The sequence below is a fragment of the Chryseobacterium sp. MIQD13 genome (assembly GCF_050496705.1).
GTDB lineage: Bacteria > Bacteroidota > Bacteroidia > Flavobacteriales > Weeksellaceae > Chryseobacterium.
In genome coordinates this window covers 25,227-51,848 of sequence record NZ_JBNWAF010000003.1, presented here as the reverse complement: position 1 = coordinate 51,848, position 26,622 = coordinate 25,227, and the positions used below count along the sequence as shown (strand labels likewise).

Genomic DNA, 26,622 nt, shown 5'->3' with positions numbered 1-26,622 from the left:
AATATTAGATCATTCGGACCTTTCCGTAAGAACTTTGTTCATTTAAAAATAACCTAACTCTTAATGGAAAATAAATCTTTCCTAAATTTGTAAAAATTTCAGATCTTAATGACAAAAATTCTCCTTCTCTCCGATTCCCATTCCTATATAGATGACAGAATTTTAGAATATGCCCGTCAGGCCGATGAAATCTGGCATTGCGGAGATTTCGGAAGTATGGAGGTTATAGAGGAACTGGAAAAAATAAAACCTTTAAAGGGTGTTTATGGGAATATAGACAATGCAAAGATACGGGCTGAGTTTCCTGAAGTAAACCGTTTTTTCTGTGAAGATCTTGAAGTTTTAATGATCCATATCGGAGGATATCCCGGTAAATACACACCACTTACCAACAAGGAAATTTCTGAAAAAGCTCCAAAATTATTTATTTCAGGGCATTCTCATATTTTAAAGGCTATGTTTGACAAGAAAAACAATCTTCTTCACCTTAATCCCGGAGCTTGTGGAAAACAGGGATGGCATAAGACAAGAACTATGATGCGCTTCGTTGTGGAGGGAGAAGAGATCAAGGATCTAGAAATCATTGAACTGGGGCCTAAAAATTAAATTAAAAAACAACAAAGAAGCGGAATACATGAAAATCGGGGACAAAGTTTCTGTAGTAGATGAGGATTTAAGCGGAATTATTACTTCCGTGAACGGCAATATTGTTGTTTTTAAAGATGAATATGGATTTACCTATCAATATCCGAAAGAGAGACTGGTTCCAAAAAATGCGGATCTTTATGAAAATATCCGGGTAGTCAGAAAAGCAGAGCCTAAAAAGGTTATTTCGAAAAAGCATCAGAAAAATCATATGGTTCTGGACCTGCATTTTGATAGTCTGGTTAAGAATCCCAGTGATTATGACAGCTTTGAGAGACTCTTCATCCAGAAAGCAAAGCTGACAGAGGTTCTTGATTTCTGCAGAAAGCACCATCTGAAGAGGCTGGAAATTGTTCACGGAATAGGTGACGGGACACTGCAGAGAATGGTTATGGATGTTTTGGAAAGCCAGACAGATATCGATTTTTACAATAAAGAAATACTTCATCATCAATCGGGTGCCGTTATGATAGAATTTCACTAAATTTGCAGCAATTGAAATATGAACGTACTTAATTTACTTTTTACCAAAGACGGATTAATCTACCAGATTGCAAAAAATAAAAGCATTCAGGAGGAAAAGTCTTATTTCGTTACTGAAGAAACTCCGGAAACTCTTATTGATGAAAAACTGGATGAAATTCTTCTTAAACAAAGATTCGACGAGATCCACGTGATCTCTGCACTGAATCATTTTACGCTGATGCCCGAGGGTTTTTCTGAGCATGAGACGGGATTTGAACTGATTGCGTTCAATGCTCCGGCGGACAGGGAAAAGGAAGAACTTATGCTTTCTGTCAATAAAAAATTCGGGGTACAGTTTTACTATACATTCCCTAAAAATTTTTACAAAAAAATAAAAGAGCTGGCAGTTCCGGTTCATTTCAATTTTTCGGGAGAGAAGTTTCTGAATTCAATCAACAATAAGAATAATAAGGAAATTCATATCAATCTTTACCATAATCAATGTGAGTTTTTTGCCATTGATAACAAGAAAGTTATTTTATATAACAACCTGGATGTAAATTCTGAAGTAGATTTTCTGTATTTCGTGATGTTTACGCTGAGTAAAATAGGCTTCGGAATTAATGAAACCAACTTTTACGCTTATGGTGAAACAACGGAAAATGAAACTTTTATCTCTGAGCTTCAGAAATTCGTTAAAAATATGAGAATTGTTTTTGACAATGTTCCCAATAAGAATTTTATACTCAATTAGGTTGCAGATAGCAGGTTATAGGGGATAATCCCTAAATGCAACAGCCTGCCACCTACAAACCACTACCTAACAACTTAAAAAATATGTTCAGAATAATCTCCGGTAAATGGAAAGCAAAAAAAATAGCCGCCCCTAAAAACTTTGAAGTAAGACCGACTACGGATTTTGCCAAGGAAGCGCTTTTCAGCATCCTGGAAAATAAATATGATATGCAGTCGATTTCCGTGCTTGATCTTTTTGCAGGCATTGGCTCAATCACTTTTGAATTTGCTTCCAGAGGATGCGCAGATGTTACTTCTGTTGAGCTGAATCCAAAACATACAAGTTTTATTAATTCCACTGCCTCAGAACTTGACATGTCTTTACAGATTAATGTTCAGAGAGGTGATGTTTTTGACTGGCTTAAAAAGTTCAGGAATAAGAAAAGTTTTGAGATTGTATTTTCTGATGCTCCATTCGAAATGGAGGAGAAGAAATATTATGAGTTACTGTCTCTTGTTCTGAACAATAAATTTGTTAAGCCTAACGGAGTCTTTATCGTAGAACATCAAAGCAGGATGAAGCTTGAGCACCCAAATTTAATAGACACCCGAAAATACGGAAATGTAAGTTTCAGTTTTTTCGAACCGAATAAAGAAGATGATCAGGAAATTTAATTCCTGATTATTTTTTTTACGGAAAGACCCGGTGCCGCTATTCCCCAAGTGGTAATCGCTTCAAGAACCGGAAGTAATGTTTTCCCAAAATCTGTCAGCGTATATTCTACCATCAAAGGCGGTTTCTCCGTATATACTCTCCTGTTTACTATATGATCTTCCTCAAGCTGTTTTAGCTGCAGGCTCAGAGTTCTTTCTGTAATGGTTGGAATAGATTTTTTTAATTCATTATATCTTTTTGCACCACCAATTAAGTGATGTAAAATTACCGCCTTCCATTTTCCCCCGATAAACTTCATGGTTACGCTGGTGCAGCACGGATATTCTTTGTTATCTATTTTGTACATTTTTATACTATCCTTTTTTACCGTTATTGCAAATGTATTAAACTTAAATTAGTTTTGCAACTATAAAAATGATAGTACAATAATTTATGAGCTTTTTAGAACAAATGAAAAAAAGGTATACGGCAAAAAAGTATAACCCACAAGAGAAAATCAGTGCAGAACAGATTGCAGAATTGAAAGAAATCCTTAATCTAAGTCCGTCTTCTATCAATAGCCAGCCTTGGAATTTTATTTTCGTTAACAAACCGGAACTGAAAGAAAAACTGGGAGAAGCGTCTTACTTTAACAAGGAAAAAGTACTGGAAAGCAGCCATCTGGTTGTATTTCAGGTATTGAAAAATCCGGAAGATTTTGAAAGACAAATCGAAGAAAATCTTACAGAAGGTTCAGTAAATTATTACAGAAACATGGTAAAACCAAATGGTGAAGCGGCCATCCGTTCATGGATGGGGCATCAGGTTTATCTTTCACTTGGAGTTCTTCTGTCTGCATGTGCTACGATGGGAATAGACTCTACTCCTATGGAGGGTATTGAAACTGAAAAGTATGATGAAATCCTGAAAAATGATTCTTATGAAACTCTTTTTGCAGTAGCCATCGGGAAAAGAGATGAAAACGACAAAAATCATCCGGAAATAACCCCAAAAAGAAGGCTGAAGAGTGAGATGGTTATTCTGGAACCATAATAATTCAGACTTTCTTTAAAAATAAAAGCTGTTTCAGGTGAAACAGCTTTTTGTATTATAATACTTTCAGTTCTAAATCTATTGTTTTTCCAAAGAATTTCTTAGAGATCTTTTCAAAGTTCTTCGTCAGATCCGAAAGATAGAAATGATAATTCGGCTTTGGATTATTATCATTCAGAAGATGATATTTATCCAGAATGATTTTCAGGTGATTGGCTACAATATTCGGAGAATCTATCACACGGACCCTGTTTCCGTAGTATTGCTTTATTTCATCAATCAATAAAGGATAATGGGTACATCCGAGGATCAGTGTTTCAATATTTTTAAGCTTGTTATTACTTAAATAATTGTAAATGATCGCATGAGTAATCGGGTGATTCTTAAATCCTTCTTCTATAGCAGGAACCAGTAACGGAGTGGCCAACTCATCAACCTTAATCCATTTGTTCTGTTTTCTGATGCTTTTTTTATACAATCCTGAATTGACCGTTGCTTTTGTCGCAATAACCCCAACGTTATTATGAATCTCATAGGCTACTTTTTCTGCCACAGGATTAATAACGTCTATGACAGGAACTTTTCCGGCAACAGATTGCATAACCTCGTTCAAAGCATTTGCTGTAGCTGTATTACAGGCAATAACAATAGCTTTACAGTTCTGCTGAAGCAGAAAATTGGTGATTTTTGTAGAATATTCTATGATGGCATCCTTCGACTTTTCACCATACGGAAGATGCTTGGTATCCCCAAAATAGATCAGGTCTTCATGAGGAAGAAGTCTTTTGATCTCTTTAGCTACGGTAAGTCCTCCTACCCCGCTATCGAAAATACCGATAGGCTGGCTTGGTGAAAGATGTGAATAGTCTTGCTTTTTAGTTTTCAAAATTCCATTTTAATGACTACAAAATTAATTTAAATTTCAATATCTAAAATGCATATCCCACTACTATTTCACTATGACCTTAAATATTTTTTTATATTCTTTATTTTCAAGTGTAAGTAAATAGCTTCCCGCAGTAATATGATTAACCGGAACAATATTTTTACCTTCATTAACATTGATGGACTGATCATAAACTATTCTTCCATCAAAACCTGAAATGGTAAGACGGGTAGCCCCATTTATTTTTTTATTATTATAAATTTCCAAATGTCCGTTTGAAAGCGGATTAATAATCTTTAATCCAGAATTATTACTGACCTCTACAGATTTCAACAGAGGAGAATTAAGAGCTGAAAAGGCATTAATTCTTCCCCATCCATGATATTTATCAAAGCCTGCTATATCTTCAGATGAAATACCTTTCATATCCTCCGCTGTTGATTGAAGAATATTTCGCACCTGCGCAGGAGTTAGTGAGGGATTTTGGGCGAAGATTAATGAAGCTACTCCCGCTACTAAAGGTGTAGCCTGAGATGTACCGCCCCAATATGAATTATAGGAAGTATTAGAATCCATACCCAGTCCATAAATATAATTCCCGGGGGCAACTACATTAATATGATTACCATAATTGCTTCCCGACGTTGAACTCCAAAAAAATGGTTGTGTCCTTTTATCGTTGGCATCAGTAGAGCCTACAGCAATAACATTATCATAAGTGGTAGAATAGGCAGCCGGATAATTAGCTACTTCATTATTATTGTTCATCATGCAAACTACCAACATTACATTATTCGTTTTCAGATGGTTTATTGCACTGGCCAGCAATGAAGATGATGAAGTGCCTCCGATAGACATTGATACTATTTTCGCACCGTTGGCGGCAGCGTAATAAAGACTGTTTGCCATATTTGCGTAGCTACCGCTGTTGGAGCTGTTTAATACTTTTAATGGCATGATCTTACTGTTCCAGTTTACTCCCGCATATCCTTTTCCGTTGTTAGCCGAACTTCCTATGATCCCTGCACAATTAGTTCCATGTCCGTGATCATCTGCAGGATTATTATCATTATTCACCCAATCCCAGCCCCGGTAATCATCTATAAGACCGTTTCCGTCATTATCAATTCCGTCCATTATTTCTACAGATTTGTTCCATATTCTGCCAGAAATATCTTCATGAGAAAGATTAAGCCCTGAATCTGCTACTGCAATAATCATATTGGGATCTCCAGTTTCAATATCCCATGCCAGTTCCATATCAACGTCGGCATCTGCAGTAGTATTCATTCCGGAAACAGAAAAAGTTCCATTATTGTATAAGCCCCACTGTCTGGAAAAAAAGAATGAATCATTAGGAAAATTCAAAATATTGTCAGGTCCTTTTACACCTGCTCCATGAGCTATATAATTAGGTTCTGCAAATTCAATTTTTGAGTCTTCAGTATAGATTTTTGAAACAGAGGAAATATCTGTATCGTTTTTAAATTCCAATAAAAAGGACGTTGTAATATTCGCATTTCCTATAGGGATAATTTTACTTACACCGTAGTTACTGTTAAGTTTATCAATACTTTGTACTCCAATGATATTTTTTGATGTATCAAATTTCTGTTGGTTAAAAAACTCCTTTTTAACCTTTATTACCAATTGATTTTTTTCAAAGTCCTGGGCATTATACAGGGACAAAAACAACACTGAAAAGAGTGTAAAGATATTTTTTCTCATTACTTTTATGTTTAATTAAGTTTCAGATTATTAAACATAAAAATACGGAAATATCCAACATTTACAAGTATTAAAAAAAGGAATCTATATTTACACAATGAACAGATCGGAAGCAATTCCATCCGCCATAAACCAATGTTTTTCAGGAATTTTTAAATGGTTATTTTCCACCGTTAAAATCTCTTCTTCAAGCTTTGGCTTAATCTCACTTTGGAAATGTTCAAGGATTTTATCACTGAATTTACTTTTCAAGCTTTCAAGATCTACTCCCCAAACTGTTCTTAAGCCTATCATAATCATTTCATTGAACTGATCCTGCTGAGAAAGAATTTCCTCTTCTTTAGCCAAAAGACCGGAATTTAATTTCTTAATATACTGCTGATTGTTGGCTACATTCCAGCTTCGCACATCAAATCCATTGTAGGAATGGGCAGAAGGACCGATTCCAAGGTATTCTTTATATTTCCAGTACGCAGAATTATGTCTTGAATAAAAGCCCTGTTTTGCAAAATTGGAAACTTCATAATGCTCAAATCCATTATCTTTCAGGAAATCTGAGAGATAATAGAATTCTTTATTCTGTTCTTCTTCTTTTGGACTGGCAATTTTGCCTTTCGATATCCAGTTTTCCAAAACAGTTTTAGGTTCAACTGTCAATGCATAGGAAGAAATATGGGGTACTTCAAGCGCTATTGTTTTGTTTAAATTCTCTTTCCAGATCTCCAGATTAGAAGTTGGCGAACCATAAATCAGATCAATACTAAGATTTTCAAACCCGAAATCCTGTGCTCTTTTAATCGAATCTTCTGCTTCGGATGCATTGTGGGCACGATTCATTAACTTCAGGTCTTCCTCAAAGAAACTTTGCGTACCGATCGAAAGTCTGTTTACAGGCGATTGAGCCAATTGCTTTAAAAAATTTTTATCCAGATCATCGGGATTGGCTTCGAGAGTGACTTCAATATCGTTATCAAAACTGAAATATTTCAACACTTCATCAATGATTGAACGGATTTCATCTGCCGAAAGAATGGAAGGTGTCCCGCCTCCAAAATACAGGGATTTTAAACTTTTACTTTGTAATTCGTCTTTTCTAAGTCTGATCTCTGCTTTCATGGCACTGATCATTTCATCCTTAAAGTTTAAAGATGTTGAAAAGTGAAAATTACAATAGCTGCATTTCTGTTTGCAGAACGGGATGTGAATATATATCATAAAAAAAGCCCTGAAAATTTCAGAGCTCAAATTTATTTAAATTAAATCAGATTAATATCTATATCCTCTATGATTAATAAAGTTATCAAAGTTATAACCTAAGCTGATCATAAAGCTGTTTCCACCATAAGTCTGGATATCAGACATTCCGATGTTGTAAGTAGCCCCGATCATGAATTTGTTGAATCTTACTTTAATAACAGGGGCAACCTGAAGCTGCTGGCTGTCAAATCTGTTCTGTACCGTTCTGTAACTTACACCGGCAGAGAAAGAGTTGATATCATTAAAGAAAGTAGCCATTAAGTTATAATCGATCATTCTTGTTGAATTGGTATTCAGGTTGATCAATGCTGATGGCGTTACATAGATATTGTCAGCAAAATGCCAGTCATATCCTAAGTTTAAGAAGAATTTAATTGGTGAAGGCTCGATTCCGTTTACGATAGCCTTGTCGTTGCTTAGTGCAATATCATTTACAGACACTCCTGCAAAGATATTTCTATAGGTAGCAGCTGCACCGAAGTTGGCATAAGCCATAAAAATATTCCCTTCTTTCCCGATCAATAGTGGATCGTAACCATCTTCAACATTCACTGAAGTATAGTCGAAGTTCATATTATAAAATGAAACACTGGTACCAAAGGAGAATTGGTCTTTTCTGTCTCCCTCACTACTTAGTGGAATAAAGTATGAAGCTCCCGCTGTAATACCGCCTGCAGAAATAGGTCCATTGCTGTCTCTGAAAATAGAGAGCCCTGCTCCCACTCTGTCGAAAATGTTCCCGTTGATTCCTATAGACTGCGTATTTGGAGAATCGCTAAACTTGTCAAATTGCTTGTGGTAATTAGCATTAAGCTGCACGTAATCGGTCTTTCCGTACTGAGCTGGGTTGAACAGGAATTCACCATCCAAAAGATATTGCTGATAGTATGGTAGTGATTCTTGTGCTTTGTATGCATTTGACAAAAGAGCTAAACATACGATAGCATATAGTTTTCTCATAACAAATCTTGATTTCAATTCAACAAATATAAAAAAAATCTCAATATATTTTTAGTTTTCTAAATAATTTCTCCATTTTTTTACAGCATCCGCCATATCTTTCGGCATTGGGCTCTCAAAATATAATTCCTTTTTAGTAGTCGGATGTACAAAGCCTAAAGTATGGGCATGAAGTGCATGTCTGGGAAGGATTTCAAAAACATTTTTTATAAACTGCTTATACTTAGGCAGATTCACTCCTCTGAGTGGGGTATGTCCTTCATATCTTTCATCATTAAACAAGGTATGCCCTATATGTTTAAAATGTGCCCGGATCTGATGCGTTCTTCCTGTTTCAAGTTTACACTCTACCCAGGTCATATATTTAAACCGCTCTAAAACTTTATAATGGGTCACCGCATGCTTTCCATGGCTGCCGTCCTCATATACGGACATCTGCATTCTGTTTTTAGGATGCCTTCCGATATGGCCTCTTATTGTCCCTTCATCTTCCTTAGGATTTCCCCATACAAATGCCCAATACAGTCTTTTCGTGGTCCTGTTAAAAAACTGTTTTGCCAAAAAGCTCAGTGCATATTCATTTTTTGCAATTACAAGAAGTCCGGACGTATCCTTATCAATTCTGTGAACAAGCCCTACTCTGTCCAGATCGGATTTCTGCCCATTCTTTTCAAAATGGAAGGCCAATGCATTCACCAGGGTTTTATCCCAGTTTCCATGTCCGGGATGAACAACCATTCCTGCTTCTTTATCTACAACGATCAAATCTTCATCTTCGTATATAATATTTACAGGAATATCCTGAGGGATGATCACATTTTCTCTCGGAGGATGGGTCAGAAGTACAGAAATCTGGTCGCCCGGCTTCACACGGTAGTTCTGCTTTACCGGAGCTCCGTTTACAATTACATTTCCTGCACGACAGGTTTGTGAAATCTTATTCCTTGAAGAGTTTTGTCTGTATATCAGTAAGAATTTGTCTATCCTTAGCGGTTCCTGATTCCTATCGACTGTGATATTAAGATGTTCGTATAATCCTTTATTTTCCTCATCAATATCAATATTCTCCAAACTGTCGGATTCCAACAATTCTTCATCCAAAAAATCTTCGTTATCTTCTGCCATTATTTTATCTTTTTACACAAAAGGCCCCAACATTTTGCAGTTGAAGCCTATATTTTATATAATAAACCGTTATTATTCTACTACTACTTTTTTAGCCTTTGGCTTTTGAGCCGGCTGCTGTGTGGTATTTCCGGCTGTTACAGGTTTAGTTCCCGACCCTTGACTGCTCGTTGCTGCCTGTTTAGGTTTTTCTGTTCCGGTTCCCGCAGGTTTGGTACTAATAGCTGTGCTAGTGGTCTTGGCCGGTTCTGTTTTTACCGGTTCAGTTTTAGGTACTTCTTTTCTTGGTACAGGTACTGCTGCAGGCGGATCATAGCTTGGTTCCGGACGGCTGATAGGAACTTCATCATAATGTACCGGAGGCAGTGAAGTATCCACTTTCATACGGTAAATAGAGTTCAGCTGTTCTACTTTAGCTCTAAGCTCAGCAGGTGTTCTCTTACTTGCCCAAAGGTCGATCTGCATTCCCTGATCTCTTACATCTCCGGAAGCCGGATCCTGGTAATAGATGATATCGGATTCATCTTTGCTTCCGTCTTCATGCTCTACCAAGCCTACTTCAAATAAACTTTTTGCAATAACAGCCCTTGCTTCTTTCACAGAAAGCCCTACTACACTAGGAATTGAAATATTTCTCATAGGTCCTGAACCTACTACAACATCAATCACAGAGAATCTCGGAAGACGTGATCCCGGATTAACAGCATTACCTTTATATAATACTCTTAAAAGAGCATCTTTCTGAATACTTGGTTCATAGATGGTATCACCAATCTTAAGACCAACCTGATCCAGTCTCTGGAAAGCCAGTCCTGAATATTTATTGATCACATCAGGAACAGTAATAGGCGCCCATGTTCTTGGATTAACAACGATTCTTACCAGTGATCCCGGTTTTACACGAGAGCTGGACAGAGGGTGCATTTTTAAAACCTGAAAAGGCTTATATTTAGGATTGTACTCGGCGCTGTCTACTTCATATTCCAGCCCGGTATCCTCTAATATTTTTACGGCATCATACACTGATTTATTAATAACGTTGGGTACAGGAATTTCCTGACCATGATTGGTATGATATTCCAACCAACGGAAAGTAAGCCAAACCAACCCCACAAAAATACCGATGGCGACTACTAAATTCAGTAAAACTTTCCAATTGAAAAGTGATTTAAGCATACTTAAGAATACTTTAATTATAACGGCAAATATAGCTAATAATTTTAAATGTGCTTTTATTTAACACAATTCATTTTCAATTTTAAAATTTCTGAATTTACCTTATTGCATTACAGAAAATGATTAAATTTGCCTTAATTGATACTATAATGGTTATGAGCAAAAAAAGTGTTGCCGTTGTCATGGGAGGCTATTCTGATGAATATGTGGTTTCCTTAAAAAGCGGTCAGTTGATCTACGATTCTCTGGACAGAAATCTATATGATGTATATAAGGTGGTTATCCTTAAAGACGAATGGTATTTTTTAGGGGAAAACGATAAAAAATATGAAATCAACCGCGGAGATTTTTCAGTGACATTAGATAACAATGAAAAACTGAAATTCGATGCCTGTTTCAACATTATCCACGGAACTCCCGGTGAAAATGGAATTCTTCAGGCTTATTGGGATGCCATAGGACAGAAATATACCGGCTGCGATTTTTACCAGAGCGCTTTGACCTTCAATAAAAAAGATACATTAGCCGTATTGTCAAAATATGGTATTCCTTCTGCCAAAAGTATTTATTTAAGGAAGGGAGAAAACATCAATACAGATGAGATCGTTGAAACTCTGGGTCTTCCGGTTTTCGTGAAACCCAATCAATCCGGATCATCACTTGGAATTTCAAAAGTTAAAGAGAAATCAGAATTAATTGCTGCCACTGAAATTGCATTCAAAGAAGATGATGAAATTCTGATCGAAAGCTTTCTGGACGGAATGGAAGTTTCCGTAGGTGTTATAGATTTTAAGGGTGAAACTATCGTTTTGGGAATTACAGAAATTGTACCTACCAACGAATTCTTTGATTATGAAGCCAAATATGAAGGCGCTTCAGAAGAAATTACGCCAGCAAGAATTGATGATGCCACAAGAATCAGAGTGGAGGAAATTTCAAAAAGAGCTTACAATTCCCTTGGTATGAGTGGATTCTCAAGAAGTGAATTCATTCTTATGGATGGCATTCCTTATATGCTTGAAATGAATACCAATCCGGGATTCTCTCCTGCCAGTATTCTTCCGCAGCAGGCAAGACATTATGGAATCTCCATTACAGACCTGTGTGGAAATGAAGTAGAAAAGGCTCTTAATAAGTAAAAAGATGACAAGGTTATTTTCTCTTTTATTATTAATTCCTTTTGCTGCATTTACTCAGAATTATACAAGAACTCTTGATTTGGGTATCCCCAAGAGTGGTATGGAACCGAAAAGCATTAATTTTTCAACCGATGCTATTTATATAGGCGAAAAGAAATGCTTTAACTATATTAAGAAGAGTGATGTAGTCATTAACAATGAAACAGTACCCAATTATTTTGAGATTATTTCTTTGGATGATACAGTAGTGTTTTCCGGAATTATTAAAAAAAATGAAAATGGAAATTTTGAAAGTACAATCAATTTCCATCCCATTAATAAGCTTTATAAAAATTCAAAAATAATCGGAAGAAATGATCTGATCTTAAATCTTTCTTCTAATCAGGTTCTAAATAATAACTGCAGCCTAAACATCAAAAACTTAGAGCTGTTTTACCAAAAATCAAACGAAAACAACTAGGATATGAAAATTGCTGTTTTCCCCGGATCTTTTGATCCTATTACTCTGGGACATTATGATATTATCGAAAGAGCGGCTCCGCTTTTTGACAAACTGATTATTGCAATCGGTCAGAATTCCCAAAAAAAATACATGTTTCCTCTGGAAAAAAGAATGGAATTCATTCAAAACTCCGTGGCCGAGTTTCCCAACGTGGAAGTTGACTATTTTGAAGGATTAACGGTAGACTACTGCTTTGAAAAGGATGCACAATACATCCTCAGAGGCTTGAGAAACCCTGCCGATTTTGAGTTTGAAAAAGCTATAGCCCATACAAACAGAACATTGGCCCACAAAAAACTGGAAACCGTATTCCTATTGACCTCATCCGGAAAATCTTTCATCAGCAGCAGCATTGTAAGAGAGATCATTAACCACGGCGGGGAATATGAATTGCTGGTTCCGGACTCCGTGAGAGTGGAGAAACACGCAAAATAAATGATCAACCATAAATGATAATTGATGAAATGGCCGAAAATTTGCAGATGCAGGAATCATTCATCGATTATCATTTATCATTTATAAAATTATGCATGAACAGTTCAATTTTGCCATAGAGGTACTCGGAACTATTTCCTTTGCGATGTCAGGCAGCTTTGCAGCGATGCAGAAACGTCTTGATCCGTTCGGGGTATTGATTATTGCGTTCGTGACGTCTGTAGGTGGGGGAACTGTAAGGGATCTTTTGCTGGATATTCCTGTATTCTGGATGCACGATCTGCTGACTTGTGCACTAATTTTGGGAACAAGCATTTTTGCCATGGTCTTCAAATCTATTGAAAAGAACTTCAAGGTAACTTTGTTTATTTTTGACAGTTTCGGGCTGGGATTATTTACTATTATCGGAGTTCAGAAAGGACTGAATGCCAATATCCATCCATTGATATGTGTAGCGCTGGGAACCATTACAGGCTGTTTCGGAGGAATTATCCGGGACATTCTTCTGAACAGGATTCCGCTGATCTTCAGAAAAGAAATTTATGCTACGGCATGTATCATCGGAGGATCTGTATTTCTTCTGATGACCAAGTTTATTCCGCTTTCTTATACATTTATACAGATCTTTACCATTTTACTGATTGTTGCAATCAGAACATTGGCCGTAAAATACCAATGGCAGATGCCTAAGTTTTATGGTTACGATCAAAACTCGGAAATGTAAAGTTTAAAATAAAAAAAGCACCCGAATCAGGTGCTTTTTTAGTTTTTGTATGTTTCTTTTAGAAGAATTTTCCTCTCTGTCTCATATTCGGGTTGTGCATATGCTTCTGCATAGAAGGCATCTTCAACTGATCTTTCATCATTTTAATTTGATCCGTCATCATTCCAGCGCTGTCTAATCTTTTTGCTTCCTCCAGAAGTTTCTGCCCTTCCTGTTTTCTTCCTTTGGAAATAGCTGCTGCTGCAAGATTCAATGTTGCCATTGCTCTGTCATGCTTCATATTCAAGCCATATTCCAAAGCTTTTTTCATGAAAGGTTCAACCTTTGCAGGATGCTCCTGAGCCTGTGTAAGGCCCATTAAGTAATGGAAATATCCATATTGGGATTTATGAAGCTGCGCCTTGTAATTGGTGATTCCATTTAACCATTCCGCTGCTTTTTCCATATTCTGTTTTCTCAGCTGCCAGAAGGCAAGAAGAATATATTCATTTTTGAAGAAAAGTAAGATAGGCAGTGCTGCAAGAAGGAAAACCACAATCCCCCAGCCCAGACTTCTTGTGAAAATCATCATATAAAGTCCTAAAAGGATAAGAACTGCTGCAATTACAATTTTTATGTACTTATTCATTATTCAATTTTAGAAGTGCAAAGATAGAAAATTTACAGGTTAGAAGCTAGAGGTTATAAATCAGAATTTTTATAACTATTCGCTCTTAATCCTTTCAAACGTCTGAAAACAGAAATCATACTGATTCTTTTCATCTTTCCCGTGGCAGATCTCTTCCGTTTTTTTCCAGATTTTCAGATCAATCTTCGGAAAGAATGTATCAGCTTTAAGATCAGCCTTCACTAAAGTAACTTCTAGTTTATCAACAATTTCCATAGTCTGTTCGTAGATATTTCCGCCACCGATAATGAACACATTTTCATCAATCTTTTTAGCAAATTTTACAGCCTCCTTAATGCTTCCTACGATCAGGATTCCTTCTTCAAACCAGTCTTTCTTTCTGGAAATAACAATATTCGTACGGTTAGGCAATGGCTTTCCTATACTTTCATAGGTTTTTCTTCCCATAATAATAGGATGTCCGGAAGTAATATTTTTAAAGTGTTTAAGGTCTTCAGGGAGATGCCAGAGCAGTTTATTTTCAAAACCGATCTCGTTTTTCTCTCCCATTGCCACCACTATTGTTGTCATTCTAATAATTTTTTACAAAATTAGCACATAATTTGTATATTTGGTTAGCACAAAAAATTTAAAAAAATAAACTATGAAAAATAAAGGCTGCCTTAGCGCAGGAACTATCGGTATTGCACTGCTTATTATTGTAGGTGTGATATTCTTCTGGGGAAAAAACGGTTATAACAATTTTGTTTCGAAAGAACAGAACGTGAACTCCAAATGGTCTAATATAGAAACTGTTTATCAGAAAAGGGCCAATCTTATTCCAAATCTGGAAAACACGGTTAAATCGTATTCAAAATTCGAACAGGAAACATTGACGAAAGTTGTTGAAGCTCGTTCTAAAGCTACTTCCATCAACATTGATCCTACGAATATGACTGATGCTGACATGGCAAAATTCCAGGCTGCACAGGGAGAATTATCCGGTGCATTGAGCAGATTAATGGCTGTAGTGGAATCTTATCCGAATTTAAAGGCTGATCAGCAGTACATTAATTTCCAGAGAGAGTATACGGCGATTGAAAACAGCATCAGAACCGAAACGGTTTACTATAATGATGCTGCGAAAGATTACAACACGACAATCAAAACTTTCCCGAATAATATTCTGGCGAATTTCACCAACTTTAAAGAAAAACCTTTCTTCAAGGCTGAAGCAGGTGCTGAAAAAGCTCCTGAAGTATTCAAATAATAATGAACCGTTTTCTGACAAATCAGCAGATTACTTCCCTTGTGGAAGCGATACAGTCGGCAGAAGAACATTCTACAGGCGAGATCAGGGTACATATTGACTCAAACACGGAAACTGAGAATGCACAAACAGCATTTGAGGTTTTCAAAGAACTCTGTATGAATAAAACTGCCGACAGAAATGCTGTGCTTTTTCATGTCAATTTCGAACAGAAATATCTTACCATTATTGGGGATATCGGGATTCATGACAAGGTGCACCAGTCATATTGGGATCACCTGCACGACTACATTACTTCTGAATTTGCCAAAGGAAATTATTATAAAGCTTTAAAAAGCGGCATCCTTGAAACCGGTCTTGAATTAAAAAAATATTTTCCTGTTGAAGGAAAAAATCCCAACCAACTGTCTAATGAAATTACGTTCTCTTAAAATAGTATTTTCATTTATACTCTTCTGCTTTTACACTCTTGTATCGGCACAATACACGATTCCGCAAAAACCGGCAGTCCTGTATCCCGTGTTTGATGAAGCAGGATTGCTTACACAGCAGGAAAAAGATGAGCTGAACAATAAACTGATTAAGTTTGCAGACTCTACTTCCACGGAAATTGAAGTGGTCATTATCCCTTCTACCAAAGGAGAAGATGTTAACTTTCTCGCAACTATGTTCGGCGAAAAATGGGGAATCGGGAAAAAAGGTGTGGACAATGGGGTTGTTTTTCTTATTGCAACAGAAGACAGAACCATGTCTATCCAACAGGGACGTGCTGTGGAACAATACCTTACAGCTTCAGTAGCAGGACAGATCCTTGATTATATTGTCACTCCTAATTTCAGGCAGGGCCAATGGTATGAGGGCATCAATCGGGGTACTTCAGCTATTATGGAGGCAGTTCAGGGAAAATTCAAACCTACGGAAACCTCAGCACCTTCCGGCAGTGGAAGTGCTTTTAAAATCCTTATTATAGCATTTGTGATCTTCATTCTGCTGGCTATTATCTTTGGTAACAGAGGCGGCGGCGGTGGCAGTGGTAATAATGATGACGATGATGTGATCATCACCAGAAGAGGGCGCAGAAATTATCCGGGTGGATTCTTCCCTTTCCCAGGCAGCTTCGGCGGAGGTGGTTTTGGTGGCGGAAGTTCCGGAGGCGGAGGTGGCTTCGGCGGCTTTGGTGGAGGTGGCAGCTTCGGTGGAGGTGGTGCTTCCGGCGGATGGTAGTTTAGAAAACAATAAAATTTATATAATCGGGCTTTCTGCCCGATTTTTTATTTAATATACTAAAATCAAGTGGTTTCTTTATGGCATCTTAATATTAAATTCAGTTTTTCATATTAAAAAATTAATAAAACCTCCTAAAACCTGTTTTTTATTTAATATTTTTTCATTATATTTACTGAAAACAGGTTTATGAAGAAGACGCTGGTAGTTTTTGCACATCCCTATTTAGAGCACTCCAATTCAAATGTGGAGCTTATCAATTTTTATGTCCGACACCAGCACTATACCCTTCGAGATCTTTATGAAGAATATCCTGATTTTCACATTGCCGCATTCAGGGAAAGAAAAAGATTGAAGAACTATGACCGCTTTATTTTCCAGTTTCCTCTGATATGGTTCGGAATGCCTCCTTTACTACGATTATGGATTGATGAAGTTTTTGACAGGGACTGGCTTAAAGAAGGTGAAATTAATCCGTTGGAGGGAAAGGAAATTTTTATTCTCGTAACAACCGGAGGAAAGGAAAGATCATTCAGTAAAAACGGAACTTATCAATATACTGTTGAAGAACTGATCAGCGGACTTATTGTATCCTTAAAAGTTTTCAAGGCAGATATCAAACACGTCAAGATTGTTTACGAAGCTAATAAATTAAGCAAAAAAGACATTATTTTACATAAAAAAGAATTTACGGAACTACTCAATCAATAGTAATAGTATATATGGAATCCAGCTTAGCAATGAATACATTAATTTTCTTAGGTGTAGCCATTATTATGGTTCCGCTGGCGAGAAAATTTGGGCTGAGCTCTGTAATCGGATATATTTTAGGAGGGATCATCATTGGTCCGTATGTTCTGAGACTTACGGGGAAAGATGTTAATGGTATTATGCATGCCAGCGAATTTGGAGTCATTATGCTTCTTTTTTTGGTAGGGCTGGAACTGGAACCCCGGAAGTTCTGGGAAATGCGGAAGAAGATTATGGGCCTTGGACTTACACAGATGGTTCTTTCTATTTCGCTGCTTTTCCTTGTTTTCATCAGTGCCGGATGGAGGATAGACAAGGCTATTGCCATTGCGATGTGTTTTGCACTTTCTTCTACGGCCATTGTACTTCAGACACTTCAGGAAAAAAATAACCTTAAAACTATGGCTGGAGAAGCCTCATTCTCTACCCTTCTGTTTCAGGATATTGCTGTGATCCCTATTCTGGCTATTCTTCCTATCATTGCTAACTATAAAGCAAGCCATCATGATAATAATATACAGATTCTCATCCAGAAACTTCCTGAATGGCTACAGGCCGGAACAGTAATTTTAGGGGTTGCTATTTTGATTCTTTTGGGAAGGTATGTATTTGTACCTTTTTTAAGGTATGTTTCAAAGTCTGGAATGACGGAACTACTTACCGCTTCTTCATTATTCCTTGTCATTGGGGTCTCAGAACTTATGGTGGCCATTGGACTTTCTCCTGCTTTGGGAGCTTTCCTTGCCGGAGTAATGCTTGCCAACAGTGAATTCCGGCATGAGCTGGAAGCACAGATCGATCCATTTAAAGGGCTTCTTTTAGCGGTATTTTTTGTAAGTGTAGGCTCTACAATCAATTTTAATATCATCCAACAGGATCCTGTGTTTATTTTTTCTACTGTTTTTGCGGTACTGGCAGTAAAATTTGCAGTTCTCTATGCCATCGGAAAGTTTTTTAAAATTGATACTCCACAGAGTTTATTCTATGCATTTGCCCTTTCCCAGGTGGGAGAATTCGCTTTTGTACTGATCAATTATGCATCAGATCTTTACCTCCTGAGTCCGGAACTTAACGCGCAGATGATGGCTGTAACAGCAATCACAATGTGTATTACTCCAATATTACTGATCATTAATGATAAGTTTATTACTCCTAAATTTATTCAGGAGATTCCTGATGCAGATAATGATTTTAATATCCTGGATAATACCGTAACCCAGAAAAAGATCATCATTGTAGGGTTTGGACATTTTGGAAGCACAGTAGGACGTCTTTTAAAAGCCAATAAAATTTCAGCTACGGTTCTGGACAGGGATTCCGACCGTGTAAAGCTGTTGAGAAGCTATGGTTTCAAGGTATACTATGGGGATGCTACAAGGATTCCTATCTTAAGGGCTGCAGGAATTGAAGATGCGGAAATTTTAGTACTTTGTCTAGATGATCCGGATGATAACAAGTTCATTGCAGATCTGGTCCGGGAACATTATCCGAAAGTACGGATTTTTGTAAGGGCAAAAAACAGGATTGATGCTTATAATTACCTCAATAACGGTATTGAAAATATTTACCGGGAAACATTGGGAACTGCCGTAGATATGGCTGTAGACGTTCTGCACGAAACCGGTATGAGAAAATATGCGGCAAGACGTTTAGGACAGAGATTTATGGCGATAGATAAAGCATCTATCAGAAGACTGGCCAAAGCAAAGGATGATGACGAGATCTTATTGTTTACCACAAAAGAAATCCTCCAGCGTGAGGAGGAATTGTTGGCTTATGATAATCTTAATTTTGATAACAGAAATTGGGAAGGATCCTCGTCAGTAGATGAAGAAAATGACGAGGAAACTCCGAATTAATTTATTGAATGCTAATGCTTCCGCCGCTGCTTTCCTGCTTGGTCACATTTTTAAGCTCACCTCTCTTGGAAACATCTATACTTCCGCCTGAAGAAGCTTCTGCATTTACCGAAGAAACAGCACTGATCTGAACACTTGCACCACTGGATGCTTCAGCTTTCACATTATCTGCAACCACCTCTTTAGCGGAAATACTGCCTGCTGATGAGGAAGTAACATCTGCATTCTTTGTTTTTCCTGAAATATCAATACTTGCTGCCGAAGATGCATCAATATCAAGATCTACAGCCCATACTTTTCCACTGAAACTGCTGCTGCTGTCTGCCGAAATATCAAAATCATTAGCTTCCAGATCTCCTGAAACACTTGCTGCGCTGGATATTTCAATATTCATTTTATCCTGCGTAAATTTATCCTTGACATGAATACTTGCTGCAGAATTAGCAATAAGCTTTGAGAAATCCTTGGTATAAATCTTTGCTTTCACATTGTTGATATTCCTGACTCTGATTCCCTGTTTGTAGTGGATATGAAGATTTCCGCCGCTATTATCCACAAGAATTTCATTAATAATATTTTCCGGGGCAGAAATAACCACTTTTTCAGTTTCAGACTTAATGATCTCTGCATCAATAGCCTGGGAAACTTCGATCTCGTCAAAATCTCCGTTAAATACTTTCTCTTTAACCGGACCTCTTTCTTCATCAATTACCTTATCTACCCAACCACCGTTATTATTGTCATTATTGTTATCATGGTTTCTCCTATCATGCTTTTCGTTACATGAGGTCATCAGCGCGAAAGCTGAAAATATAAAAAGAGTTGTTGATTTCATGTTTACTGCTTTTATAAATTAAGTTTTAATATCTTTATACTTTAATAACAACTAATTTATGAAAAATATTTCATCGGTATTGTTAATTTCTGCACTGGCACTTAACCAATCTTGTACTACAATGAAGAAAACCGATACTCAACAGGAGACTCCTGTTACCGATCCATCCTTATCTTCAAACCCTTTTATGAAGAAAAGCAAGCTTCAGTATGAAGCTCCGGAATTCGATAAAATTAAAAATGAACATTTCAAACCCGCTTTCGATTTTGGCCTTAAACAGCACGATGCTGAGATTCTGAAGATTGCCAATAATCCTGAAGCCCCTACTTTTGAGAACACTATTGTAGCCCTTGAAAAAAGCGGTGAAGTTTTAAAAAGAGCCACTATTGTATTTTCCAATCTTACAAGTGCTAATACCAATCCTACCCTTCAGGCTTTAGATGAGGAATATGCTCCGATTTTTGCAGCACATTCCGATAAAATGTACCTGAATGAAAACTTATATAAAAGAATCAAGTCCATCAAAGAAGACGGTTTAGATCCTGAGAGTAAAAAGCTTGTACAGTATTACAAGCAGAACTTTGAAATTGCAGGAGCTAATCTTTCTGCTGCTGATAAGGAAAAATTAAAGCAGATCAATCAGGAACTGGCTTCCCTTTCTACTCAATATGCCAATAAATTACTGGAAGCAAGAAAGCAGGGAGGTGTATTTTTCTCTGACGTAAAGGAACTGGACGGACTTTCTGCCGATGAAATTGAAGCAGCAGCAACTGATGCTAAAACTGCAGGTCAGCCGGGAAAATATCTTCTGGCGCTTCAAAATACTACTCAGCAGCCGCTTCTTCAAAATTTAAAGAACAGAGCGACAAGAGAAAAGCTCTTCAAGGCATCATGGCTTAGAGCAGAAAAAGGTGATGGAAATGATACCCGTGAGACTATTGAAAAATTAGCAAAATTAAGACTTAAAAAAGCTCAGATTTTAGGTAAGAAAAGCTTCGCTGAATGGAAGCTGCAGGACCAGATGGCAAAAACTCCGGAAGCTGCGACTAAACTGATGAATCAGATTGCTACTCCTGCTGTGGAAACTGCAAGACGTGAAGCAAAAGATATTCAGGATCTGATCGACCAGCAAAAGGGAGGCTTCAAAGTAGAGCCATGGGACTGGAACTTTTATGCAGAACAGGTAAGAAAAGCGAAATACGATCTTGATGAAAACCAGATCAAACCCTATTTTGAGGTAACTACTGTGTTGGAAAAAGGTGTTTTCTATGCTGCTGAAAAATTCTACGGACTTACTTTCAAAAAGAGAACTGATCTTCCGGTTTATCATCCGGATGTAGTAACTTATGAAGTTTTTGACCACGATGGAAAATCTATCGCTATCTATTACCTGGATTTCTACACAAGAGATTCTAAAAATGGAGGGGCATGGATGAGTAACTTTGTTGAGCAGTCTTATCTTATGGGGACAAAACCTGTAATCGTAAACTGCTATAATTATCAGAAGCCGGCTCCGGGAAAACCTTCTCTGATCAGCTATGATGATGTTTCTACAATGTTCCACGAATTCGGGCACTCTATCCATGGAATGTTTGCAAGCCAAAAATATCCATCGCTTTCAGGAACAAGTGTTCCGAGAGATTTTGTGGAATTCCCTTCGCAGATTAATGAGCACTGGGCTTTAGATCCTGTGGTTCTGAAGAATTATGCAATCCACTATGAAACCAAGCAGCCTATCCCTCAGGCTTTAGTTGAAAAAATTAAAAAAGCTGCTACTTTCAACCAGGGATATATGACGACAGAACTTGTTTCTGCGGCAGCTCTGGATATGGACTGGCATACAGTAACTAATGAAAGCCAGCTAATTCCGGTTCTGGATTTTGAAAAACAGTCATTAGCCGGCCACGGATTTACTTTGGCAACCGTGCCACCAAGATACCATACTCCTTATTTTGCCCACATCTGGGGCGGAGGATACTCTGCAGGATATTATGCTTACCTATGGTCTGAAACCCTTGATAATGATGCATGGGAATGGATCAAAAACAATGGTGGACTTACGAGAGCAAATGGTGACCGTTTCAGAAAACACATTCTTTCCGTAGGAAATTCTGTAGACCTTAACCAGGCATTCAGAGATTTTACGGGACATGATCCGGATATCAAGCCTTTATTGAGAAACAGAGGTTTTATAAAATAAATTTTACAGGAAGCATTCTTTCGAATGCTTCTTTTTTTGCAGGTCAACGCAGAAGCATTCCCATATTTTTTTATATGATCGATTAAAAACCTCTATTTTTGTGTTCAATAAAAATTAAAAATATGGACTGTCCCTGCTGTTCGGGAAAACTTTACGAAGAATGTTGTAAGCCTTACCACATCGGAGAAAAGCACGCTCCTACCGCAGAAGCTTTAATGCGTTCCCGTTTTTCAGCATTTGCCATTCCGAACGGAGAATACTTAATGGAAACCACACTTCCTTCAAAAAGAAAATTTCACAAGAAAAAAGATCTACAGGAATGGGGAGAAATTAATGAATGGACAAAACTTGAAATAATAAACAAGCCTTCTGCCAGCAAAGTTGAATTTAAAGCTTTTTATACTGACGAGGAAGGGCATAAACAGATTCATCATGAATTGTCTGCATTCAAAATGATTCAAAACCGTTGGTTTTATGTAAGTGGAGAATTTTTAGAATAAAAAATGTCCGAAAAAATCGGACATTTATATTATTTTTTAATGAGCATCTGTCCCATCAATTCCATGAGCATGGCCATGTGATAATTCTTCTTCCGTTGCAGGACGGGTATTTAAGATTTCCACCTGAAAATCCAAAACTTTCCCTGCCATTGGATGATTAAGGTCTGCCACCACAAATTCAGGCGTTACTTCTACTACAAATGCCTGAAAGTTATTCCCCTGATTATCAGATAAAGGCAAAATAGCTCCGATAGGCGGAGTTCCTGATTCTTTAAACATATCAATTGGCAGCTGTGCAATAGCATCAGGCTGTTTTTCACCATAAGCTTCTTCAGGCTGAATTACAAATGCTGCTTTATCGCCGGCTTTAAGGCCCAGGATATTCTGTTCAAATTTTGGAATCATCATTCCTACACCGTATAAAAATGTAAGTGGATTTTCTGCTGTTGTTTCTTCTACAAGAACTTTACTTCCATCTTCTTCGATTGTGTGAAGTATATACTTTACAGCTACAACATGGTTGTTTTCGATTGTCATATTTTTTCTTTTTTTCGTGATATTTTTTCACGATTAACAGCACAAATATACTCTTTTTGATTGTTTGGGAAAGTCATAAAGAAATAATCTTCAGACAAAATTCTAGTTTCCGGACTTTTTTTCGTCCCGTTTTTTCTGTCTCAGTACAAAGAGATACAGGCTTTCAACTTTCGTTCTCGCCCAAGGTGTTTTCCGGAGAAATTTAAGAGATGAACTGATGCTTGGATTATCTGTAAAGCATTTGATACTGATCTGCTCGCCAAGTTTCTCAAAACCCTCGTAGTATTCCACCAATTCTTCAAGAATGACATCTAGTCTTTTTCCATGTAATGGGTCTTTGGACGATTCCTGCATTGTTATTTTTTTGTAAAATTAGAATATTATAAATTGATATGAAAATCTATCACCCGGACACTGTTACTATTCAACAAATTCAATTGAAATTATTTTAAAAGATTTTTCACTCACTTTTAATACATTTGAACGAAGAAAATAAATTAATACCTTTTTTATTGAAAAAACTTTGGCCACATATCATTCTGATTCCCTTACTGCTGACTATTCCCATAGTTTCTTCGCCGGACTTTGATGGTACACTTTCCGTTTTCAGGGTCTCCCCTTTTCAGCGGGAGTTCATCCGTTTTGTATTGGTCATTATTTTCTTTTATATTAATCTTAATATTTTTCTTCCGAAATTATACAGCAGAAAAAAATATGGACTGTTTACAGTGTGTATCATATTGAGCTTTGGACTTATGGTTTTCCTTCCATATTATCTGACTTCTCAAAATATTTTTGCTGCAGGGTCATCTCCTGTGAGAATAGGGCCTTCTGAAATGATACCCCCACCAGATGGAAACAGACCGCCACCTGTTGAAAACATGTCTCCTGATGGTAATCCGGCCCGTAGAAATGATGGTTCTTATTATCAGATGATATTTGCATCTGTTCTACCCTTCCTTTTTTCTTTTTTATCTTCCCTGTTCATTTACCGGAATATGGAGAAAAAAGAGCTGGAAAGATCTAAGGCCAAAGCTGAATTATTAAATTTAAAATATCAGCTGCAACCTCATTTCTTATTCAATATCCTCAATTCTGTCTATTCATTGACGCTGATGAAGTCTGATGATGCTCCAAACGGAATCTTAAGGCTTTCGAATGTAATGCGGTATGTGGTTCAGGAAAGCAGTAAAGATTTTGTTGATTTAAGCAGAGAAATAGAATATTTAAAGGATTATACAGCCCTTCAACTGATCAGGACAGACAGCAGCCTGGATTTTTCCTATACAGAAGAGGGAGAAACGGAAGGTCTTCAGATTGCCCCCTTTATTTTGATTAATTTTATTGAAAATGCCTTTAAATATGGTTTTAATGCTGAAGAAAATTCAAAGATTTCAATTAAGATCATTATTAACGATCATATTTTAAGCTTTAATGTTTTTAATCATATTGTAAGCCAAAACACTACAGGAGATAACAGCCTGAAGGTAGGAATGAAAAATACAATAGAGCATCTTAAACAGGTTTATCCTGAAAAACACAGTCTCAATGTACGCAATGACGGCAAAAATTTTGATGTTAATTTAAAAATTGATTTAAGCTGAATATGATAAGAGCTATTGCTTTGGACGATGAAATTCTTGCCCTGAAAATTATAGAGAACTATGCAGGGAAAATTGAAAATCTTTCTCTTGAAAAGATCTTCAATATTCAAAGTGATGCCCAGAGGTATCTTAATAAATTCCCTGTTGACCTCATCTTTTTAGATATTGAAATGCCTGCTAAAAATGGGCTGGACTTTTATAAAAGTATTTCCCAGAATACTAAAGTAATTTTCACAACGGCCTATTCCGAATATGCAGTGGATGCTTTCAACATCAGTGCTGTTGACTATCTGTTAAAACCATTTTCTTTTGAAAGATTTAAAACGGCTGTAGAAAAAGTAAAAATAAACAATGTGACTGATGATGTACAACACCTCTCCATCCGTGCAGGCTATAAACTCCACAAGATAAACTTTAATGATATTGTACTGATTGAAGGTCTGGACGACTATATTCAGATCCATTTGAAAGACAGTTCAAAGATCACAGCACGTTCTTCGATGAAAAGCATATTGGAAAAACTGTCTGAAAAGGATTTTATCAGAGTCCACCGCTCCTATATCGTTCCTGTCAACAGTATCCGGACTATTGTCAACCGCAATATTCATATCGGAGACTTTGTTATTCCTATTGGTGATACTTATAAAGATCTTGTAATGACTATCGTCAATAAATAGATTTCACTTTAAAAAACTTCCCGTAACCGTTTATTTTCTGCGGGAAATATTCTTAACATTTCTTAAAAATCAGGGTTTAACCGACACATTTTATCTGTTTACCTCATAAATTTTCCGGAGGTTTATTTTCAAAATACATTTGAAGTAAGAAATTGAAAAACAAAAGATTTACGTCTGTCACTTTTCAAATTAATTAACATTAAAAGCACTGTATTATGAAAACAATTAACAGAAAGGATTTTTTAAAAAGTTTGGGACTGGCTGGTGTAACGGCTGTTGCAGCACCTCTTTTAATCCATTGCGGAAGTGATGATGATGTAGTCACTTCAACGACTACCGGTTCTTCAGGAAGCAATTCAAGCTCAGGCTCATCTACAGGATGTTCCGTAACCAATTCGGAAACTGAAGGGCCTTTTCCTACTAAAACGCCATCAAGCCTTGTACAGAGCAATATTGTAAGCGACAGAACCGGTGTTCCTTTTACAATTACACTTACGATCCAGAATGTTAATGCATCCTGCGCCAACCTGCAGGGCGTTCTGGTAGATATCTGGCATTGTGATAAAGACGGAAATTATTCTGAATACGGCGGAACGGGAATGCAGGCTGCCAATTACACTTCTGTACACTTTCTAAGAGGAAGACAGACTACGGATTCTAACGGACAGGTGAATTTCACCTCAATCTTTCCGGGTTGGTACAACGGAAGAGCAACGCATATCCATGTGCATGTTTACAGTGCTTCCGGCCAGTCACTTCTGGTTACCCAGATCGCTTTTCCTGAGGGAAGCAGCAGTGCAGTAGCACTGGTAGCAGTAAGTACGGGTTATAAAGGGATGACCGGATATACTTATAACGCGAATGATAACGTGTTCAGTGACGGAACCTCCAACGAAATGTCCAGTATTTCAGGAAGCGTAAGCGGAGGTTTCGCTCTGACCCACACTATAAAAGTTTCAGCTTAAAAGCCATTAATTATTACCATTTCCGCACATGCACAGGTCACAGAAATTATATATATGAAGTGTTAAATCAAAAGCAGATATCTGTGCTGTGTGGAATATTAATCCTGAA

The 26,622-nt window shown here is 37.2% G+C and carries 31 protein-coding genes; 19 read left to right on the top strand and 12 right to left on the bottom strand.

Annotation, left to right across the window (positions count from 1 at the left end):
• Positions 1–108: 108 nt before the first annotated feature.
• From ACQWU4_RS12485 to ACQWU4_RS12470, 4 genes are all read left to right on the top strand, one after another.
• Positions 109–606, top strand: a complete 498-nt coding sequence (locus tag ACQWU4_RS12485; protein WP_202094497.1) for a metallophosphoesterase family protein — start codon at positions 109–111, stop codon at positions 604–606.
• Positions 607–634: 28 nt separating this feature from the next.
• Positions 635–1,129: a Smr/MutS family protein gene (locus ACQWU4_RS12480; RefSeq protein ID WP_429936101.1), complete on the top strand. Its 495-nt coding sequence runs from the start codon at positions 635–637 to the stop codon at positions 1,127–1,129.
• An 18-nt stretch (positions 1,130–1,147) separates the two neighbouring features.
• A complete protein-coding gene (locus ACQWU4_RS12475) occupies positions 1,148–1,864 on the top strand; it encodes a DUF3822 family protein (protein ID WP_429936100.1) in 717 nt (238 codons plus the stop codon).
• Between the two features lie 83 nt (positions 1,865–1,947).
• The gene (locus ACQWU4_RS12470) at positions 1,948–2,520 is read left to right on the top strand and encodes an RsmD family RNA methyltransferase (protein ID WP_429936099.1); all 573 of its coding nucleotides are present in this window, start codon (positions 1,948–1,950) and stop codon (positions 2,518–2,520) included.
• Here ACQWU4_RS12470 and ACQWU4_RS12465 read toward each other — a convergent pair.
• Complete coding sequence (locus ACQWU4_RS12465) at positions 2,517–2,867, bottom strand: winged helix-turn-helix transcriptional regulator (RefSeq protein WP_429936098.1); 351 nt, start codon at positions 2,865–2,867, stop codon at positions 2,517–2,519. The two genes, ACQWU4_RS12470 and ACQWU4_RS12465, sit on opposite strands and share 4 nt — an antisense overlap.
• An 86-nt stretch (positions 2,868–2,953) precedes the next feature.
• Between ACQWU4_RS12465 and ACQWU4_RS12460 the strand changes: the two genes are divergently transcribed.
• Positions 2,954–3,553, top strand: a complete 600-nt coding sequence (locus ACQWU4_RS12460; protein WP_429936097.1) for a nitroreductase family protein — start codon at positions 2,954–2,956, stop codon at positions 3,551–3,553.
• Positions 3,554–3,608: 55 nt separating this feature from the next.
• Here the strand turns inward: ACQWU4_RS12460 and murI are convergent, their stop codons facing one another.
• The 6 genes from murI to ACQWU4_RS12430 all read right to left on the bottom strand — a co-directional run bounded on the left by murI (position 3,609) and on the right by ACQWU4_RS12430 (position 10,685).
• Positions 3,609–4,439: a glutamate racemase gene (gene murI / locus ACQWU4_RS12455; RefSeq protein WP_429936096.1), complete on the bottom strand. Its 831-nt coding sequence runs from the start codon at positions 4,437–4,439 to the stop codon at positions 3,609–3,611.
• A 63-nt stretch (positions 4,440–4,502) separates the two neighbouring features.
• Entirely contained in the window at positions 4,503–6,167 is a 1,665-nt protein-coding gene (locus ACQWU4_RS12450; RefSeq protein ID WP_429936095.1) for a S8 family serine peptidase, read from the bottom strand.
• Between the two features lie 90 nt (positions 6,168–6,257).
• Complete coding sequence (gene hemW, locus ACQWU4_RS12445; protein ID WP_429936094.1) at positions 6,258–7,382, bottom strand: radical SAM family heme chaperone HemW; 1,125 nt, start codon at positions 7,380–7,382, stop codon at positions 6,258–6,260.
• Between the two features lie 51 nt (positions 7,383–7,433).
• Positions 7,434–8,384 (bottom strand): PorP/SprF family type IX secretion system membrane protein, encoded by a 951-nt coding sequence (locus ACQWU4_RS12440; protein WP_429936093.1) that lies wholly within the window; start codon positions 8,382–8,384, stop codon positions 7,434–7,436.
• A gap of 51 nt (positions 8,385–8,435) precedes the next feature.
• Positions 8,436–9,509, bottom strand: coding sequence for an RluA family pseudouridine synthase (locus ACQWU4_RS12435; RefSeq protein ID WP_429936092.1), 1,074 nt, complete (start codon positions 9,507–9,509; stop codon positions 8,436–8,438).
• Between the two features lie 72 nt (positions 9,510–9,581).
• Positions 9,582–10,685 carry a PASTA domain-containing protein gene (locus ACQWU4_RS12430; RefSeq protein WP_429936091.1) on the bottom strand — a complete coding sequence of 368 codons (1,104 nt, stop codon included), beginning with the start codon at positions 10,683–10,685 and terminating at the stop codon, positions 9,582–9,584.
• 155 nt (positions 10,686–10,840) lie between these two features.
• Here ACQWU4_RS12430 and ACQWU4_RS12425 point away from each other — a divergent pair, with 155 nt between their 5' ends.
• The 4 genes from ACQWU4_RS12425 (at position 10,841) to ACQWU4_RS12410 (ending at position 13,485) form a co-directional block, all read left to right on the top strand.
• The gene (locus ACQWU4_RS12425) at positions 10,841–11,824 is read left to right on the top strand and encodes a D-alanine--D-alanine ligase (protein ID WP_429936090.1); all 984 of its coding nucleotides are present in this window, start codon (positions 10,841–10,843) and stop codon (positions 11,822–11,824) included.
• Positions 11,825–11,828: 4 nt separating this feature from the next.
• The gene (locus ACQWU4_RS12420; RefSeq protein WP_429936089.1) at positions 11,829–12,284 is read left to right on the top strand and encodes a hypothetical protein; all 456 of its coding nucleotides are present in this window, start codon (positions 11,829–11,831) and stop codon (positions 12,282–12,284) included.
• A gap of 3 nt (positions 12,285–12,287) precedes the next feature.
• Positions 12,288–12,761, top strand: a complete 474-nt coding sequence (gene coaD / locus ACQWU4_RS12415) for a pantetheine-phosphate adenylyltransferase (protein ID WP_429936088.1) — start codon at positions 12,288–12,290, stop codon at positions 12,759–12,761.
• A gap of 91 nt (positions 12,762–12,852) precedes the next feature.
• Positions 12,853–13,485: a trimeric intracellular cation channel family protein gene (locus ACQWU4_RS12410; protein WP_429936087.1), complete on the top strand. Its 633-nt coding sequence runs from the start codon at positions 12,853–12,855 to the stop codon at positions 13,483–13,485.
• 58 nt (positions 13,486–13,543) lie between these two features.
• Here the strand turns inward: ACQWU4_RS12410 and ACQWU4_RS12405 are convergent, their stop codons facing one another.
• Both ACQWU4_RS12405 and ACQWU4_RS12400 read right to left on the bottom strand, forming a co-directional pair.
• Complete coding sequence (locus ACQWU4_RS12405) at positions 13,544–14,113, bottom strand: DUF2892 domain-containing protein (protein WP_429936086.1); 570 nt, start codon at positions 14,111–14,113, stop codon at positions 13,544–13,546.
• Between the two features lie 75 nt (positions 14,114–14,188).
• Positions 14,189–14,683, bottom strand: a complete 495-nt coding sequence (locus ACQWU4_RS12400; protein WP_429936085.1) for a dihydrofolate reductase — start codon at positions 14,681–14,683, stop codon at positions 14,189–14,191.
• Between the two features lie 73 nt (positions 14,684–14,756).
• On the opposite strand from ACQWU4_RS12400, the gene ACQWU4_RS12395 reads away from it, so the two are divergent.
• The 5 genes from ACQWU4_RS12395 (at position 14,757) to ACQWU4_RS12375 (ending at position 19,195) form a co-directional block, all read left to right on the top strand.
• Complete coding sequence (locus ACQWU4_RS12395) at positions 14,757–15,362, top strand: LemA family protein (protein WP_429936084.1); 606 nt, start codon at positions 14,757–14,759, stop codon at positions 15,360–15,362.
• Between the two features lie 2 nt (positions 15,363–15,364).
• Positions 15,365–15,793 (top strand): TPM domain-containing protein, encoded by a 429-nt coding sequence (locus ACQWU4_RS12390; protein WP_429936083.1) that lies wholly within the window; start codon positions 15,365–15,367, stop codon positions 15,791–15,793.
• A complete protein-coding gene (locus tag ACQWU4_RS12385) occupies positions 15,774–16,586 on the top strand; it encodes a TPM domain-containing protein (protein WP_429936082.1) in 813 nt (270 codons plus the stop codon). Before ACQWU4_RS12390 ends, ACQWU4_RS12385 begins: the two co-directional genes overlap by 20 nt.
• Positions 16,587–16,775: 189 nt before the next feature.
• Positions 16,776–17,297: an NAD(P)H-dependent oxidoreductase gene (locus ACQWU4_RS12380; protein ID WP_429936081.1), complete on the top strand. Its 522-nt coding sequence runs from the start codon at positions 16,776–16,778 to the stop codon at positions 17,295–17,297.
• A gap of 11 nt (positions 17,298–17,308) precedes the next feature.
• Entirely contained in the window at positions 17,309–19,195 is a 1,887-nt protein-coding gene (locus tag ACQWU4_RS12375; RefSeq protein ID WP_429936080.1) for a monovalent cation:proton antiporter-2 (CPA2) family protein, read from the top strand.
• 1 nt (position 19,196) lies between these two features.
• Here ACQWU4_RS12375 and ACQWU4_RS12370 read toward each other — a convergent pair whose 3' ends face one another.
• A complete protein-coding gene (locus ACQWU4_RS12370; protein WP_429936079.1) occupies positions 19,197–20,030 on the bottom strand; it encodes a head GIN domain-containing protein in 834 nt (277 codons plus the stop codon).
• A 58-nt stretch (positions 20,031–20,088) separates the two neighbouring features.
• Here ACQWU4_RS12370 and ACQWU4_RS12365 point away from each other — a divergent pair, with 58 nt between their 5' ends.
• Both ACQWU4_RS12365 and ACQWU4_RS12360 read left to right on the top strand, forming a co-directional pair.
• The gene (locus ACQWU4_RS12365; RefSeq protein WP_429936078.1) at positions 20,089–22,230 is read left to right on the top strand and encodes a M3 family metallopeptidase; all 2,142 of its coding nucleotides are present in this window, start codon (positions 20,089–20,091) and stop codon (positions 22,228–22,230) included.
• Positions 22,231–22,352: 122 nt separating this feature from the next.
• A complete protein-coding gene (locus ACQWU4_RS12360) occupies positions 22,353–22,730 on the top strand; it encodes a YchJ family protein (protein ID WP_429936077.1) in 378 nt (125 codons plus the stop codon).
• Positions 22,731–22,766: 36 nt separating this feature from the next.
• Here the strand turns inward: ACQWU4_RS12360 and ACQWU4_RS12355 are convergent, their stop codons facing one another.
• A complete protein-coding gene (locus ACQWU4_RS12355) occupies positions 22,767–23,267 on the bottom strand; it encodes an FKBP-type peptidyl-prolyl cis-trans isomerase (RefSeq protein ID WP_429936076.1) in 501 nt (166 codons plus the stop codon).
• A 102-nt stretch (positions 23,268–23,369) separates the two neighbouring features.
• Positions 23,370–23,621, bottom strand: coding sequence for a VF530 family DNA-binding protein (locus ACQWU4_RS12350; protein ID WP_429936075.1), 252 nt, complete (start codon positions 23,619–23,621; stop codon positions 23,370–23,372).
• A 158-nt stretch (positions 23,622–23,779) separates the two neighbouring features.
• Between ACQWU4_RS12350 and ACQWU4_RS12345 the strand changes: the two genes are divergently transcribed.
• The 3 genes from ACQWU4_RS12345 (at position 23,780) to ACQWU4_RS12335 (ending at position 26,513) form a co-directional block, all read left to right on the top strand.
• Positions 23,780–24,871 carry a sensor histidine kinase gene (locus ACQWU4_RS12345; RefSeq protein ID WP_429936074.1) on the top strand — a complete coding sequence of 364 codons (1,092 nt, stop codon included), beginning with the start codon at positions 23,780–23,782 and terminating at the stop codon, positions 24,869–24,871.
• A gap of 2 nt (positions 24,872–24,873) precedes the next feature.
• The gene (locus ACQWU4_RS12340) at positions 24,874–25,548 is read left to right on the top strand and encodes a LytR/AlgR family response regulator transcription factor (protein ID WP_429936073.1); all 675 of its coding nucleotides are present in this window, start codon (positions 24,874–24,876) and stop codon (positions 25,546–25,548) included.
• Positions 25,549–25,763: 215 nt separating this feature from the next.
• On the top strand, positions 25,764–26,513 hold the full coding sequence (locus tag ACQWU4_RS12335) for an intradiol ring-cleavage dioxygenase (protein WP_429936072.1): 750 nt from the start codon (positions 25,764–25,766) through the stop codon (positions 26,511–26,513).
• The last annotated feature ends 109 nt before the right edge of the window (positions 26,514–26,622 follow it).

Coding starts and splice junctions, on each gene's coding strand:
- ACQWU4_RS12420 (WP_429936089.1), top strand. CDS start 11,829: ATGACAAGGTTATTTTCTCTTTTATTATTAATTCCTTTTGCTGCATTT.
- ACQWU4_RS12335 (WP_429936072.1), top strand. CDS start 25,764: ATGAAAACAATTAACAGAAAGGATTTTTTAAAAAGTTTGGGACTGGCT.
- ACQWU4_RS12370 (WP_429936079.1), bottom strand. CDS start 20,030: ATGAAATCAACAACTCTTTTTATATTTTCAGCTTTCGCGCTGATGACC.
- ACQWU4_RS12435 (WP_429936092.1), bottom strand. CDS start 9,509: ATGGCAGAAGATAACGAAGATTTTTTGGATGAAGAATTGTTGGAATCC.
- ACQWU4_RS12390 (WP_429936083.1), top strand. CDS start 15,365: ATGAACCGTTTTCTGACAAATCAGCAGATTACTTCCCTTGTGGAAGCG.
- ACQWU4_RS12340 (WP_429936073.1), top strand. CDS start 24,874: ATGATAAGAGCTATTGCTTTGGACGATGAAATTCTTGCCCTGAAAATT.
- ACQWU4_RS12405 (WP_429936086.1), bottom strand. CDS start 14,113: ATGAATAAGTACATAAAAATTGTAATTGCAGCAGTTCTTATCCTTTTA.
- ACQWU4_RS12410 (WP_429936087.1), top strand. CDS start 12,853: ATGCATGAACAGTTCAATTTTGCCATAGAGGTACTCGGAACTATTTCC.
- ACQWU4_RS12430 (WP_429936091.1), bottom strand. CDS start 10,685: ATGCTTAAATCACTTTTCAATTGGAAAGTTTTACTGAATTTAGTAGTC.
- ACQWU4_RS12395 (WP_429936084.1), top strand. CDS start 14,757: ATGAAAAATAAAGGCTGCCTTAGCGCAGGAACTATCGGTATTGCACTG.
- coaD (WP_429936088.1), top strand. CDS start 12,288: ATGAAAATTGCTGTTTTCCCCGGATCTTTTGATCCTATTACTCTGGGA.
- ACQWU4_RS12380 (WP_429936081.1), top strand. CDS start 16,776: ATGAAGAAGACGCTGGTAGTTTTTGCACATCCCTATTTAGAGCACTCC.
- hemW (WP_429936094.1), bottom strand. CDS start 7,382: ATGATATATATTCACATCCCGTTCTGCAAACAGAAATGCAGCTATTGT.
- ACQWU4_RS12350 (WP_429936075.1), bottom strand. CDS start 23,621: ATGCAGGAATCGTCCAAAGACCCATTACATGGAAAAAGACTAGATGTC.
- ACQWU4_RS12360 (WP_429936077.1), top strand. CDS start 22,353: ATGGACTGTCCCTGCTGTTCGGGAAAACTTTACGAAGAATGTTGTAAG.
- ACQWU4_RS12425 (WP_429936090.1), top strand. CDS start 10,841: ATGAGCAAAAAAAGTGTTGCCGTTGTCATGGGAGGCTATTCTGATGAA.
- ACQWU4_RS12385 (WP_429936082.1), top strand. CDS start 15,774: ATGAAATTACGTTCTCTTAAAATAGTATTTTCATTTATACTCTTCTGC.
- ACQWU4_RS12465 (WP_429936098.1), bottom strand. CDS start 2,867: ATGTACAAAATAGATAACAAAGAATATCCGTGCTGCACCAGCGTAACC.
- ACQWU4_RS12365 (WP_429936078.1), top strand. CDS start 20,089: ATGAAAAATATTTCATCGGTATTGTTAATTTCTGCACTGGCACTTAAC.
- ACQWU4_RS12475 (WP_429936100.1), top strand. CDS start 1,148: ATGAACGTACTTAATTTACTTTTTACCAAAGACGGATTAATCTACCAG.
- ACQWU4_RS12355 (WP_429936076.1), bottom strand. CDS start 23,267: ATGACAATCGAAAACAACCATGTTGTAGCTGTAAAGTATATACTTCAC.
- ACQWU4_RS12485 (WP_202094497.1), top strand. CDS start 109: ATGACAAAAATTCTCCTTCTCTCCGATTCCCATTCCTATATAGATGAC.
- ACQWU4_RS12470 (WP_429936099.1), top strand. CDS start 1,948: ATGTTCAGAATAATCTCCGGTAAATGGAAAGCAAAAAAAATAGCCGCC.
- ACQWU4_RS12400 (WP_429936085.1), bottom strand. CDS start 14,683: ATGACAACAATAGTGGTGGCAATGGGAGAGAAAAACGAGATCGGTTTT.
- ACQWU4_RS12480 (WP_429936101.1), top strand. CDS start 635: ATGAAAATCGGGGACAAAGTTTCTGTAGTAGATGAGGATTTAAGCGGA.
- ACQWU4_RS12460 (WP_429936097.1), top strand. CDS start 2,954: ATGAGCTTTTTAGAACAAATGAAAAAAAGGTATACGGCAAAAAAGTAT.
- ACQWU4_RS12450 (WP_429936095.1), bottom strand. CDS start 6,167: ATGAGAAAAAATATCTTTACACTCTTTTCAGTGTTGTTTTTGTCCCTG.
- ACQWU4_RS12440 (WP_429936093.1), bottom strand. CDS start 8,384: ATGAGAAAACTATATGCTATCGTATGTTTAGCTCTTTTGTCAAATGCA.
- ACQWU4_RS12375 (WP_429936080.1), top strand. CDS start 17,309: ATGGAATCCAGCTTAGCAATGAATACATTAATTTTCTTAGGTGTAGCC.